14 protein-coding genes are annotated in these 12,965 nt (G+C 69.5%); 10 read left to right on the plus strand and 4 right to left on the minus strand.

What is annotated here, in order from left to right; translation table 11 throughout:
* Nucleotides 1-23: 23 nt before the first annotated feature.
* Nucleotides 24-254, plus strand: coding sequence for a hypothetical protein (locus tag MKL09_RS05660; RefSeq protein ID WP_244018766.1), 231 nt, complete (start codon nucleotides 24-26; stop codon nucleotides 252-254).
* Nucleotides 255-278: 24 nt separating this feature from the next.
* Nucleotides 279-575, plus strand: a complete 297-nt coding sequence (locus MKL09_RS05665) for a type II toxin-antitoxin system RelE/ParE family toxin (RefSeq protein WP_313901171.1) — start codon at nucleotides 279-281, stop codon at nucleotides 573-575.
* Between the two features lie 25 nt (nucleotides 576-600).
* Here the strand turns inward: MKL09_RS05665 and MKL09_RS05670 are convergent, their stop codons facing one another.
* Nucleotides 601-1,776 carry a vWA domain-containing protein gene (locus tag MKL09_RS05670; protein WP_244018767.1) on the minus strand — a complete coding sequence of 392 codons (1,176 nt, stop codon included), beginning with the start codon at nucleotides 1,774-1,776 and terminating at the stop codon, nucleotides 601-603.
* Between the two features lie 337 nt (nucleotides 1,777-2,113).
* Between MKL09_RS05670 and MKL09_RS05675 the strand changes: the two genes are divergently transcribed.
* A complete protein-coding gene (locus MKL09_RS05675; RefSeq protein ID WP_244018769.1) occupies nucleotides 2,114-2,521 on the plus strand; it encodes a hypothetical protein in 408 nt (135 codons plus the stop codon).
* Between the two features lie 20 nt (nucleotides 2,522-2,541).
* On the opposite strand, the gene MKL09_RS05680 is transcribed toward MKL09_RS05675, so the two are convergent.
* Nucleotides 2,542-4,374, minus strand: a complete 1,833-nt coding sequence (locus MKL09_RS05680) for a cation:proton antiporter (RefSeq protein ID WP_244018771.1) — start codon at nucleotides 4,372-4,374, stop codon at nucleotides 2,542-2,544.
* 300 nt (nucleotides 4,375-4,674) lie between these two features.
* Here MKL09_RS05680 and MKL09_RS05685 point away from each other — a divergent pair, with 300 nt between their 5' ends.
* From MKL09_RS05685 to MKL09_RS05700, 4 genes are all read left to right on the plus strand, one after another.
* The gene (locus MKL09_RS05685) at nucleotides 4,675-5,952 is read left to right on the plus strand and encodes an ATPase (protein WP_244018773.1); all 1,278 of its coding nucleotides are present in this window, start codon (nucleotides 4,675-4,677) and stop codon (nucleotides 5,950-5,952) included.
* Entirely contained in the window at nucleotides 5,949-6,593 is a 645-nt protein-coding gene (locus tag MKL09_RS05690; protein ID WP_007568312.1) for a hypothetical protein, read from the plus strand. The genes MKL09_RS05685 and MKL09_RS05690 overlap by 4 nt, the downstream gene beginning before the upstream one ends.
* A gap of 71 nt (nucleotides 6,594-6,664) precedes the next feature.
* On the plus strand, nucleotides 6,665-7,516 hold the full coding sequence (locus MKL09_RS05695) for an AAA family ATPase (protein ID WP_244018775.1): 852 nt from the start codon (nucleotides 6,665-6,667) through the stop codon (nucleotides 7,514-7,516).
* 103 nt (nucleotides 7,517-7,619) lie between these two features.
* The gene (locus MKL09_RS05700) at nucleotides 7,620-8,144 is read left to right on the plus strand and encodes a SixA phosphatase family protein (protein ID WP_244018777.1); all 525 of its coding nucleotides are present in this window, start codon (nucleotides 7,620-7,622) and stop codon (nucleotides 8,142-8,144) included.
* A gap of 177 nt (nucleotides 8,145-8,321) precedes the next feature.
* Here MKL09_RS05700 and MKL09_RS05705 read toward each other — a convergent pair whose 3' ends face one another.
* Nucleotides 8,322-9,353 carry an alpha/beta fold hydrolase gene (locus MKL09_RS05705; protein WP_244018779.1) on the minus strand — a complete coding sequence of 344 codons (1,032 nt, stop codon included), beginning with the start codon at nucleotides 9,351-9,353 and terminating at the stop codon, nucleotides 8,322-8,324.
* 194 nt (nucleotides 9,354-9,547) lie between these two features.
* On the opposite strand from MKL09_RS05705, the gene MKL09_RS05710 reads away from it, so the two are divergent.
* Together MKL09_RS05710 and MKL09_RS05715 are read left to right on the plus strand one after the other, a co-directional pair.
* Nucleotides 9,548-10,033 carry an Hsp20 family protein gene (locus MKL09_RS05710; protein WP_244018781.1) on the plus strand — a complete coding sequence of 162 codons (486 nt, stop codon included), beginning with the start codon at nucleotides 9,548-9,550 and terminating at the stop codon, nucleotides 10,031-10,033.
* A 274-nt stretch (nucleotides 10,034-10,307) separates the two neighbouring features.
* The gene (locus MKL09_RS05715; protein ID WP_409566902.1) at nucleotides 10,308-11,189 is read left to right on the plus strand and encodes a GNAT family N-acetyltransferase; all 882 of its coding nucleotides are present in this window, start codon (nucleotides 10,308-10,310) and stop codon (nucleotides 11,187-11,189) included.
* 243 nt (nucleotides 11,190-11,432) lie between these two features.
* Here the strand turns inward: MKL09_RS05715 and MKL09_RS05720 are convergent, their stop codons facing one another.
* Complete coding sequence (locus tag MKL09_RS05720; protein ID WP_244018783.1) at nucleotides 11,433-11,885, minus strand: RNA polymerase subunit sigma-70; 453 nt, start codon at nucleotides 11,883-11,885, stop codon at nucleotides 11,433-11,435.
* Nucleotides 11,886-12,094: 209 nt separating this feature from the next.
* On the opposite strand from MKL09_RS05720, the gene MKL09_RS05725 reads away from it, so the two are divergent.
* On the plus strand, nucleotides 12,095-12,955 hold the full coding sequence (locus tag MKL09_RS05725; protein ID WP_244018785.1) for a Kdo hydroxylase family protein: 861 nt from the start codon (nucleotides 12,095-12,097) through the stop codon (nucleotides 12,953-12,955).
* Nucleotides 12,956-12,965 lie beyond the last annotated feature (10 nt).

The following is a 12,965-nucleotide window of genomic DNA, read 5'->3' on the forward strand; positions in this document are numbered from 1 at the left end:
GACGATGATGCGGGAGCCTGAACATGACCAGGGTTGAATTCCGGCAGGAACAGCGGCTGGACTCGTCCGACGAGACGGCACAGCAGCGTAAGGCTCGCCTCGCAGCCGAAGCGTCCATGCTGGCGGTCGCCAAAGCAGATATCGCAGAAGGTCGATATATCGCGGACGGCGATGTCGATGCTTGGCTCGATGCTTGGGTGAATGGAGAGCCGGTCGAGCTTCCTGAAGCCTCGGCCCGCTCGCTCAAGCGCTGATTTACGACCTACGAACTTCGGACCGTGTCGTTTCGCTTTCGGATTTCCCGCGCGGCGGCGGCTGATCTCGCTTCCGTGCGAAGATGGCTCCGCCAATCTGGCGCAGGGGAGAGGGCGGCACAGCGCCTTGCTCAGATCAACAGAGCCCTTCAGGACCTGCGACACACCCCGCTCATGTGGCCGGACGGCGAGCATGAAGGAACGCGATCCCGCACCGTAGCGGGCCACCGAATCGTCTACACGATCACAGACGACGAAGGCATGGCAGCAGTTGATGTGCTCCGCGTCTTCGGACCCGGCCAGAACTCGGATAACCTTTGAAGCCCTGACTGGCTTTCACCAGCCCTCACCGCACCAGCGCCCGGGCCGCAGCATCGAGCCCGTCGAGAGTCAACGGGAACATGCGCCCGCCTACCAGCCGCTGCACCATCCCGATCGACTGGGTGTAGCCCCAGTGCGTCTCCGGCACCGGGTTGAGCCAGGCCGCCTTCGGGAAATGGTCGAGGAGCCGCTGCAGCCACACGGCGCCGGGTTCCGCGTTCCAGTGCTCCACCGAGCCGCCCGGCGTGGCGATCTCGTAGGGGCTCATCGAGGCGTCGCCCACGAACACCACCCGGTAATCGCTGCCATAGGTGCGGATCACATCCGGCAGCGCGGTCCTGGCCTCGTGCCGGCGCCGGTTCTCGGTCCAGACCGCCTCGTAGGGGCAGTTGTGGAAGTAGTAGTGCGCGAGGTGCTTGAACTCCGAGCGCGCCGCCGAGAACAAAGCCTCCGCCTGCGCGATGTGAAAGTCCATCGAGCCGCCGACATCGAGGAACAGCAGCACCTTGACGGCGTTGCGCCGCTCCGGCCGCAGCCGCACGTCGATATAGCCCTGGCGGGCGCTCTCGCGGATCGTGCCGTCGAGGTCGAGTTCCTCGGCCGCCCCCGTCCGGGCGAAGCGGCGCAGCCGCCGCAGCGCGATCCGCATATTGCGCGCGCCGATCTCGCGGTCGTCGTCGAGATCCTTGAATTCGCGCTTATCCCAGACCTTCACCGCGCGGAAGTTGCGGTTCCCGTCCTGGCCGATGCGGATGCCCTCGGGATTGTAGCCGTAGGCGCCGAACGGGGAGGTCCCGCCGGTGCCGATCCATTTCGAGCCGCCCTGGTGGCGCTCCTTCTGCTCGGCCAGCCGCTGCTTGAGCGTCTCGAACAGCTTGTCCCAGCCGAGGGCCTGCAGCTCGGCCTTCTCGGCCTCGGTCAGGTACTTCTCCGCGAGCTTGCGCAGCCATTCCTCGGGGATCGCCGCGGGCGCCACCGCCTCGCCGAGGGTCTCGAGGCCCTTGAACACGGTGCCGAACACCCGGTCGAACCGGTCGAGATGCGCCTCGTCCTTCACCAGCGCGGTGCGCGACAGGAAGTAGAACGCCTCGACGTCGTGCTCGGCCAAGCCCCGGTCGAGGGCGCCGAGCAGGGTCAGGTACTCCTTGAGGGAGACGGGAACCTTGGCCTCTCGGAGGGCCGTGAAGAACTGCAGCAGCATCCCCGAAGAACGCGCCAGCAAAGCGCCCGGGTCAAGCCCGGGCGAATCAGACAAGCTTACGACCGGCCGGGCAGGATTTCTGAACCTGTTCTCCGAGTCGTCGCGGATGGTCGACAAGATTCATCGCCGGACAAAGCCCTAATCCAGGGGCCCTCGGAGAGTCTTCAGCCGCCCCGGAGACTCATAAGTTGGGCATAAGTCGTCGAATCTGTTGATATGTGCGCGAACAAGCCTCGCGCGGTCACTGAAACCGTCACGGGAATCGCTCAACTGAGGGCATCAGGTGTGTTCAGCCGCGACAACGCGTGCCGCACCAACCGAAGCGAGGAGACCTGCGATGGCGGTCATCCTGCGGAATGTGACGGATTTCAAGCGGTTTCTCGGGAAGCCGGGCGCAACGATTCAGTTGGTGCGCAACACCTTCATGGATCGCCAGCCCGAGGCGACCCGGGAGGCCTACCGCGCCAAGGGCATGTACGCGCCGCGCGCCGTACAGGCCCTGTCGCGCAAGGCCGCGGTGTTCACCCTGCGGGGGTTCCCCGGGACCGTGTGGCTGTACTGGGACAAGGGTGCCCGCGGCTGGCGCTTCTCGGGGGACACCGTGATCGTCCCGCTGGTCACCGGTCTCGGACCGGCCGACGAACTCGTCTACCGGTGCAGCTTCGCCGACGGTTTCGAGCCGGCGCCGCGCAACCGCGTGACGCGGCAGCCCAAGCACGCCGAGGCGCATCTCGCCCCAGCGTGAGGCCTGCCACGCCCGTCGGCTCAAGCCTCCTGGCGCGCCGCAATCTCTTTCTTGGCCGGCGGCTTGCCGAGGGCCTTTCCGACGGTGCGCCGGGCGCGAAAAATCGGCTTCGCCTCGTTCTCGCGCTTCTTCAGCAGCGCGCGATACTCGTCCCGACGCTCGTGGATCGACGCGATGACGAGGCCCATCGGCACGCCGACATCGACCAGCACCGCCTCCGACAATTGCAGCGAGGCCTCGATCGTCTCCGGCACCGCGTCGTCGACGCCGAGTTCGTACAGGGCCGAGGCGTGGCGGGCGTCGCGGGCGCGGGCGACGATGGTCAAGTCCGGCCGCTCGGCCCGGGCCGCCGCCACCGCCTGCTCGACGGCTCGCGGGTTGTCGAGGGTCACCACCAGGGCGCGGGCCGTGGCGATGTCGCAGCGGCGCAGGATCTCGGTGTTGCCGGAATCCCCGAAATAGACCGGCGCGCCGGCGCGGCGCTGCTCGGCCACCCGGGCCGCGTCGGAATCGAGGGCGAGGTACGGGATCCCGTGCCGGTCCAGCATCTCGCCGACCTGGCGGCCGACGCGGCCGAAGCCGGCGATGACCACCCGGTTCTCGATCTTGTCCGGCAGCGGCTCCGACTTCATGGCGGCCTGGGCGGAGTTCGTCGCGCGCCGGCCCAGTCGCCGGCCCAGAGCCGCCAGTGCCGGGATCATGATCATCGTGACCGTGGTCACGATCAGGGCGGCCGCGCCGACATCCTCCGGCACCAGCCCGGTGGCGACCGCGCCGCCGATCAGCACGAAGGCGAACTCGCCGCCCGGCCCGAGCAGCAGGGCCGCCTCCAGCGCCACCGGCCGGGAGATCTTGAGGGCAGGCGCCGCCATCATCACCACGGCGGCCTTGATCAGGACGAGCGCCAGCGACAGGCCGATGATCGCCCCGGGCGCCGCCATAAGCTGGGCCGGGTCGAGGTTCATGCCCACCGAGACGAAGAACACGCCGAGCAGCAGGCCCTTGAACGGGTCGATCGTCGCCTCGATCGCCCGGCGATATTCGGTCTCGGCCAGCAGCAGCCCGGCCACGAAGGCACCGAGCGTCATCGATAGGCCGCTCGCCGCCGCCGTCAGCGCGGTGCCGACGATGACCAGCAGGCAGGCCGCCATGAACAGCTCGGTGGATCGCGTCCGCGCCACCAGCTGGAACAGCGGGCGCAGGGCGAGGCGTCCCGCGACCACGATCAGCACCAGCGCGATGGCGGCCTGGCCAAGCGCCATGGCGAGCGCCCAGCCCTTGTCGCCCTCGTCGCCGCGGCCCAGCACCGCGATGGCGAACAGCACCGGGGCGACTGCGAGGTCCTGGAACAGCAGGACCGCGAAGCTCGCCCGGCCGGAGGGCGCGTTGAGCCGCTTCTGCTCGGCGAGCACCGGCAGCACCACCGCGGTCGACGATAGCGCGAGCCCGATGCCGACGATCGCCGCGCCGGCGAGCGGCACCTGCAGGCCATACAGGATCGCCCCGAGGATCAGGGCCGAGCAGCCGACCTGCAGCGAACCGAGGCCGAAGACGAGCCGGCGCAGGGTCCGCAGCCGCTCCCACGACAGCTCGACCCCGATCATGAACATCAGGAAGATCACGCCGAACTCGGCCAGGTGCGCGATCTCGGTGCGATTGCCGATGGTGAAGAGGTGGACGTAGGGATGCGTGTCGGCGAGCCGCCCGAGACCGAACGGCCCGAGCAGGGCGCCGGCCCCGATGAAGCCCAGCACCGGGGAGATCCGCAGCCGGTGGAACAGCGGTACCACGATGCCCGCGGTCACGAGGAACAGGATCGCTTCCTTGTAGGAGCCGGCGTGGACCTCTGGCATCGGCGGCGGATCGAACCTCGTCTGTTCCGACCGGTGCGGAGGCCGATCACGGATGCGCGATCATGGGTCGATGCCGGGCCTCGGGCAACCGCTTTCGGCCCCGGCAAGGCCCAGGAGGTGCGCTCCGACACAAGCCGGATACACATCTCGGGTGAGACATTTGAGCCACGTGGCGGAAGCTTGCCGGCGAACCCTCGGCGAATGCGTGCAGTGCGGCCCAAAATCGGCACAATGCCCGCATACACGCAGCGATTAACTGAGGGTTAAGCTCGGCCGGGGCCGCGCCTGCGACCAGACCCGATGGATGTGACGAGGCCGATGATCTCCCTCAAGTCGATCTTCTCCGGTCCCAAAGCGGCTCCGAGCCGCGATCTTGCGCGCGAGCGCCGCGAGTGGAAGCTCGAATCGGATCGGTGGCAGCACCAGCGCCACGTCGACCGCGGCTACCGCATCAAGTGGGGCTACGTCGCGATCGCGTATCTCGTCGAGTTCATGGTGATCGGCGCCTCGCTCTGGGGCGCGTGGCTGTTCGCCGGGGTCTACAGCGACGGCGACTGGCACGCCTTCTACTTCATGCTGCTGGCGCCCCTGGTCTATGCCGCCGTGGAGCTGTGCCGGGTGCCGCTCGGCATCCTGGCCCGGACCCAGCGCTCGCACTTCGTCCGCGGGCTCGCCGTGCTCGGCATCATCTTCGCGGCCGGCGTCACCACCAAGTCGGTGTCGCAGCTCGGCGAGATGATGTTCCATCCCCGCCTCGTCGAGGCGACCAAGACCAAGACCGCCCTGAAGGACGCCCAGGCCGACCGCGCCACGATCGGCGACCGCATCAAGGCGGCGGACGAGCGCGTGGCGCAGTACACCGCCGAGCTCGACCAGATCGAGAAGCGGTCCTCCGACAACGCCCAGCAGCTCGCCGGCCTGCCGGCCCAGCGCTGCGAGCGCGTGTTCGGCACCAACAGCAAGGGCCGGAGCTATCAGAACCTCAAATGCGTGGCCGATCCGCGCGTGGCCGCCCTGTCGGCCGGCGTCAGCAAGGCCGCCGCCGACCGTGCTGCGCTGATCAAGAGCCTCGAGGACGCCCGCAAGGCGCGCGCGACGCTCGATCCCGGCGCCGCCGACCGGCGGGTGGCCGATGCCGAGCAAGCCTACCGGAATGCGGTCAACCGCTCACAGCTGCACTCCTTCACCGCCATGGTCTACGGCGTCGACCCGATCGACGTGACCGAGCAACAAGTCCACGCTTTCCTGCGAATCTTCGTGTTCCTGCCGGCCCTGTGCGCCGCCTTCGCGTCGACCATCCTGGCGCTCTGCGCGGTCTCGACCCGCCGGACCTTCATGGATGAGGACGATCTCGGTGCCGCCGTGAACCCGGAAGCCGCGCCGTTCATGCTGGACGCGATCGCCGACGCGCTGCGCTCGAACCCCGAGCCGATCCTGCCCCGGGCGGCCAACGCCACCGGCGCGGTGATCCCGATGAACCGCCCGGCCCAGGGCCAGCAGAGCCTGCCGGGCCAGAGCCATCCGGGTCAGAACCATCCGGTTCAGCAGACCCTCCCAGCCGCGGGAGCCGGCGCATGAACTACGTTGCCGGCGGCACCCCTGAGAACGTCGCCCTCGCCCAGCAGGTGAATTCCCGCCTGCGGGCGGATTCGAGCTACGTCGCGGCCCGGGCCTTCCTGTTCCGGGCGCTGGGCTTCGGCGCCTTCGCGTGCCTGGCCGGCATCGGCGTCGGCGCGGCGGCCTATGGCTGGGCGACCCTCAACCAGTTCGACACGGCCGCGGAGAAGATCGCCGCCGCCATGCAGGCCGCACTCTCGGACGTGACCCTGAAGACCAAGGGCGAGGTCACGCTGACCGACAACACCCTCAAGCTCGAGGGCCTGCCCAAGCTTGGCGGCGGCACGCCGACGCCGACCAAGGCCCAGCTCGGCAGCGACGCAGCCCCGGCCTCGAAGGCGGCGGTGAACACCACCTTCACGGTGTTCAAGCAGGTGCCTTATCTCGACGGCCAGATCGTGACCGGCTGGAACTTCAAGGACAACGCCGACCAGCCCTATCAGCAGTATTGCTACTTCTCGCGCCGCTCCAACGAGTCGAAGGGCCAGGTCGAGATCAAGATCGACCTCGCCATGGACACCAAGACCCTGCCGCAGCCGCAGAAATCCGACGTGAACCTGGAGATCCTGGCCCGCAACTGCGTCTGGCACGAGAAGGGTTAGCCGGTCTCGCTTGCGGGGCGGCGTCGGCACGCGCTACCGGTTGCGTCCAGGCCAGCTTCTCCGAGAGCGCGATGCGATTTTCCGGAACCGAGTCCTACGTCGCGACCCCCGACCTGACCGCCGCGGTCAACGCCGCCGTGGTCCTGGAGCGCCCGCTCCTGGTCAAGGGCGAGCCCGGCACCGGCAAGACCGTGCTGGCCGAGGAGATCGCCAAGGGACTGGGCGCGCCGCTCATCGTCTGGAACATCAAGTCGACCACCAAGGCCCAGCAGGGCCTCTACGAGTACGACGCGGTCTCGCGGCTGCGCGACTCGCAGCTCGGCGACCCGCGGGTCTCGGACATCGGCAACTACATCCGGCGCGGCAAGCTCTGGGAGGCGTTCACCGCGCCCGAGCGGCCGGTGCTGCTGATCGACGAGATCGACAAGGCCGATATCGAGTTCCCCAACGACCTCCTGACCGAGCTCGATCGGATGGAGTTCCACGTCTACGAGACCGGCGAGACCGTGAAGGCCGCACGCCGGCCGATCATGATCATCACCTCGAACAACGAGAAGGAGCTGCCGGACGCGTTCCTGCGCCGCTGCTTCTTCCACTACATCAAGTTCCCGGACGCCGAGACGCTGATGCGCATCATCGACGTCCACTATCCGGGCATCAAGCACCGCCTGGTCGAGGAGGCCCTGCGGGTGTTCCTCGAGACCCGCGAGGTGCCGGGCCTTAAGAAGAAGCCCTCGACCTCGGAACTGCTGGACTGGCTCAAGCTCCTCGTCTCCGAGGATATTTCCCCCGAGACCCTGCGCGAGCGCGACGGCCGCAAGCTGATCCCGCCGCTGCACGGCGCACTCCTGAAGAACGAGCAGGATGTCAGCCTGTTCGAGAAGCTCGCCTTCATGATGCGCCGGGAGCAGCGGGGCGGCTGAGACCCGGCCCGCCGCGGTTCCCGCGCGCTACGCTTTGGGCTAACCGAAGCCGCGGCGAAGGTTGGGCGCCCGTCGATCATTCCCGCCGAGAAGGGCACGCTCCATGCGCAGGCTGATCCTGTTGCGGCACGCCAAGTCGGACCGTCCGGCCGGCGTCGCCGACCACGAACGGCCCCTCAACGACCGCGGCCGCCGCGCCGCGCCGGCCGTGGGCGCCCATCTCGCCGAGGCCGGCTTTCGTCCCGAACTGGCCCTCGTCTCCACGGCCACCCGGACCCGCGAGACCTGGGAGGCGATCTCCGCCGCCCTCGGCCCGCCCGAGGCGCGGTATCACCGCGAGATCTACGAAGCGCCATCGACGCGGATCCTCGACGTGATCCGGGGCGCGCCTGACGCCGTGGAAACCGTGATCGTGATCGGCCACAATCCGGGGCTGGGCGACCTGGCGGCGACCCTGGCCGGGGAGGGGCCGCGCAAGGAGCGGGCGCGCCTCGCCACGGAATTTCCAACCGCCGCCTACGCGGTGATCGATTTCGATGCCGCGACCTGGTCGGCAGTCAGCCCAGGGCAGGGACGGCTGGAGCGGTACGTGCGCCCGCGGGATATCGATCCCGCGCTGGGGGGCTGAGGCTCACCCTCGGCCCGAACCGCAAAAGTCCCGGTTTCAAAAGGCCGCCGGCCTTTTGCGGGTGAAGGGGGGAGCCCTTCTCTCGGGCTTTGCCCGATCCATCGGGGCTCCGCCCCGATACCCCGCCAAAGGGCTGAGCTCTTTGGGAACCCGCCGTGACGCGGGCGCTGCGACGGGTCAGGCCACCGGCACGGCTTGGTGCGCCTCCACCTCATTGTGCGAGGGCAGGGGCGAGCCCGGCACGAAGGCATCGAAGGCCGCCCAGAAATCCTGCCGGATGGCGTCGCGCTCGCTCAGGATCTCGTGCCGGGAATCCGGAAGGACCAGGATGTGGCCGGCCTTCAACCGGGCCGCGAACCGCTCGGTCTCCAGCGTCCCGCAGACCGGATCGGCGCCGGCCGCGACGATCAGGGTCGGCAGGGTGATGCGCGGGGCGACGCGCGGGTCGCGCAGGCGCGCCATCGCCCGGAACGCTTCCGCGAGCCACGCGATCGTCGGGTCGCCGACCGCCCCGGCACCGACCTGCCGGGCCGCCGCCGCGTTGCGGGCGTAGCGCACGGGATCGCGCGACAGGCGGTTGCCGGCATAGGGCTTGGTGGCGATCGAGACCGGCTTGCCGAGCGGGATGTAGCGGTCGCCGAGCCCGATCCGGTGCAGAGCCCGCGACAGGAACGCCGCCCCGGCGGGCCAGCGCACCATCCGGACCGACAGCATCGGCGCCACCGTCACCAGCCGCCGGAACGGCAGCCAGCCGTCGAGCGCCCCGATGAGGGCGACGCAGCCGCCCATCGAGTGCGCGAGGCCGACATGCGGCTCGGGCATCAGCGGCACCAGCACCGTCTCGGCCACCGCCCGCAGATCGAGGCGGTAATCGTCGAAGCGCGCGACGTGGCCCTTGTGCGGATCGTCCACGCGCCGGTCCGACTCGCCCTGGCCGCGCCAGTCGAACGCCACCACGGCGAAGCCGCGCGTCCGGAGGTCCTGGATCGTCTCGTAATACTTCTCGATGAACTCGGCCCGGCCCTGGAGCAGGCAGACCGTGCCCCGGCAGGTCCGCGCCGTGCTCTGCCAATAGGCCGCCCGCAGGGTGCAGTCGTCGCGGGTACCGACCGCGATCAGGGTGCCGCCGGGCGGCACCGGGTTGTCCGGCGTGCCGCGCAGGGTCAGGAGCGGCGGCTCCCGCCCGGTATCGCCGTCGAACCGTCTCACGGGCCCACCTCGCTGCGTCCGCGTACCGGCCCGACCGTAGCCGAAAAAATCTCGGATTCGGCCCTTGCGACAGGTCTTGAAGGCCGATTTTCCACCCCCGATATTCCGTCTGTGCCGGCCGTCAGGCGGCACGAAAGACGGGTCCGGCCCATCGGGCGGACCAGCTCTGCATGTTGCTCATACGAGGATATGTCATGCGTCAGTTCGATCTCGCCCCCCTGTATCGTTCCACCGTCGGTTTCGATCGTCTGTTCTCCGCCCTCGACCAGTTCGCCACCGCCGAGGCGGCGCCGACCTACCCGCCCTACAACATCGAGCGGACCGGCGAGAACGCCTACCGCATCACCGTCGCGGTCGCCGGCTTCACCGAGGCCGACCTGTCGATCGAGGTCCGGGAGAACGCCCTCACCCTCAAGGGCGAGCGCAAGGCCGAGGCCAAGGCGGAGTTCCTGCACCAGGGCATCGCAGCCCGCACCTTCGAGCGCCGCTTCCAGCTCGCCGACCACGTCCAGGTGACCGGTGCGGCCCTGGAGAACGGTCTCCTCCACATCGACCTCGTCCGCGAGGTTCCGGAGGCGAAGAAGCCCCGCCGCATCCAGATCGCCACGGCCGGCACCCCGTCCGCGCCGGTGATCGAGGGTGACGTGCGCAGGGACGCGGTCCAGCAGCAGGCGGCCTGATCCGGCCGCAAGCCTGAGACCCTGCTCGCGTGATGGAGCGCCCCGGCCCAGGCCGGGGCGTTTTCGTGTCGCGGCTGTCATAATGGCGTATGCGCGGCGTGCTCTTTAGTGGGTCCGGACGGTGCACGGTCGTGCGCCTGGAGTGAATCCGACCATGGTCGCCAATCTCGCCCGCGGAGCCTACAGCGCACTCGGAGCCGGCTGGCACAAGGGCGTGCAGGGCGTGCAATGGGGCGTCGGCGCGCCGATCGCGTAGCTCCGCCGCCGGCACGCCCTGATCCAGGCCGGCCCTGCGGGCATCGCCGAGATCCTGTCGGCCGAGCGGGCGATCCGCCTGCCCGAGCCGTTCGAGGGCCGCAGCCTCGGCCGCATCGGCAATCTCGAGGTGCGGCTCGCGTCGAAGAAATCCGAGATCCGGCGGGCGCAGCGCCTGCGCTTCAAGGTCTTCTACGAGGAGATGGCGGCGATCCCGACGGGCCTCGCGGCGTTGTCGCGACGGGACGCCGACGCCTACGACGCGCTCTGCGACCATCTGCTGGTCCTCGACCATTCCGCACCCCGGCGGAAGAAGCCATTCGTCGAGCACCGCCCGAAGGTGGTCGGGACCTACCGGCTGCTCCGCGGTGAGGTGGCCGAGCGCCATGCCGGCTTCTACTCCGAGGGCGAGTACGACCTGGAGCCGATCCTGGCCGCCCAGGGGCACCGGCGGCTGCTCGAACTCGGCCGCTCCTGCGTGCTCAAGCCCTACCGGAGCAAGCGCACCGTCGAGCTGCTGTGGCAGGGGATCTACGCCTACGTGCTGCACCACCGGATCGACGCGCTGATCGGCTGCGCCAGCCTGGAGGGGACCGATCCGGACCGGCTGGCCCTGCCGCTGTCGTTCCTGCACCACCATGCCCGCGCCCCGGAGGAATGGCGGGCGCGGGCTCTGCCGGAGCGCGCGGTCTCCATGGATCGGCTGCCGCTTGAGGCGATCGACCCCAAGGCGGCGCTGCAGGCGCTACCGCCGCTGATCAAGGGCTACCTGCGGCTCGGGGCGACCTTCGGGGAGGGCGCGGTGATCGACCGCCAGTTCGGCACCACCGACGTGTTCGTGGCGCTCCCGGTCGAGGCGATCGGCGCGCGCTACCGCGGGCACTTCGCGCCGGCGAACTGAACGGGCGGGGCACGGCACGGAAACACGGCCGTTCCAACCCACCCCTTCATCCTGAGGTGCCCGGCGATCGAAGATCGCTGGGCCTCGAAGGAGCCCTCCAGAGATCGATGGGCTTTCTGGAGGGCTCCTTCGAGGCGACCGCTGCGCGGCCGCACCTCAGGATGAGGGGGTGGGTGGGATGACGCCCCGCAGAAAGGCGTTCTGAACGTCGCCCCGCGACTCTTCGCGAAGCGTCCCGTAATCCTACAGATCGCCCAAGGCCAGCTGGCCCTGGTTGCGCGCCTTGGCGGGGGCCTTGGGGGCGGCCGCCTTGCGCTCCTTTAGACGGGACGCGGCCAGGGGCGGCTTCTTCGGCTTGGGGTCGCCGCGCATGCGGGCCAGCGCCTTGTCCCGGGCCACCGCCTCGGGAGCCTGGGGATCGTCCGACAGCCACTTGCCGCGCTTGATCACCTCGTTGACCCGGCCCTGGTTGACCCCGACCTTGAAGGCGATCTCCTGCTGGGTCATGCCCGTGGAGGCGTGCAGGTCGAGGATCGCCCGGGCGAGCTCGGGCGTCATCTTCTGGCCGGTCAGCCGGCGGGCCGGCTTGACCGTGCGGGTGGCGCGGTCGCGCTCGCGCAGGCGCTCCAGCAGCGCCAGCGCCATGTTCATGCCGTGCTCGCGCAGGGCTTCCTCGAATTCCTTCAGGGTCGCCATCGGCGCCATCCTCCGCCGGGCTCGTTGGCCGGTACTCTGTGGAAGAACGTGCCGGGAACGCGGCGGTTGCGCAAGCGCTCCGGGCCGCGGCTCCGGGCGGTGCCAGTGGACGGGCGATGTCATCCACCGGAAATGCGGACCCTAGCCTCCCGGCGGCGGCTCGGCTACAGGATTGCGCCCCTCCGCCAGGCAGGCCCGGCCCGCGCACGATGATCAGCCCGATCCGCACAGTCGCCCCCGGCGAATCCGCCGCCTCCCTGGCCTGGGAGCTGGAAGCCGGAGCGGTGCTGCTGTTCCCGGACCTGCCGTTCCCGTTCAGCGACTTCGAGCGCCGGTTCACCGAGCGGCCCTTCGCGGACGGCAAGGCGAAGAACGTCAACATCCGGGGCGAGGCCGCGGAGTTGCGCGGCGCGGCCGGCACCCCGGAGGAGCAGGAAGCCCTGCGCCAGCTCCTGATCCGCTACCGCGCCTTCGCCCGGGACCTGATCGGCACCTACCTGCCGGCTTATGCCGACCTGGTGAGCCTGGCCGGCACCTCCTACCGCCCCTTCGATGTAGACCGGCGCAAGCTCAGCTGGCGGCGCGACGACACCCGCATGCATGTCGACGCCTTCCCGTCGAACCCGATCGGCGAGAAGCGGATTCTGCGGGTGTTCCGCAACATCAACCCGGCGGGCGAGCCGCGCCGCTGGCGGGTCGGCGAGGACTTTGGATCGATGGCGGAGAAATTCCTGCCGCGGGTCCCGCGCTACTCGGTCCTCTCGGCCCACGTCCTCGCTGCCCTGCGGATCACCAAGGCCCGGCGCTCCGAATACGACCACCTGATGCTGCACCTGCACGACGCCCTCAAGCAGGACGAGGCCTATCAGGCCAGCGCTCCCCAGGCCGATGTCGCGTTCCGGCCCGGCGCGACCTGGGTGACCTTCTCCGACCTCGTGATGCACGGGGCGATGGGCGGCCGCTACATGCTGGAGCAGACCGCCTACCTGCCGGTCGCGGCCCAGGCCGACCCGGCCTTGAGCCCGCAACGCATCCTGGCGGCCAAGCTCGGCCGCCCCCTCCACGCGTAAGGACAAGGAT

The organism is Methylobacterium sp. J-048, from assembly GCF_022829515.1.
Taxonomy (GTDB): domain Bacteria; phylum Pseudomonadota; class Alphaproteobacteria; order Rhizobiales; family Beijerinckiaceae; genus Methylobacterium.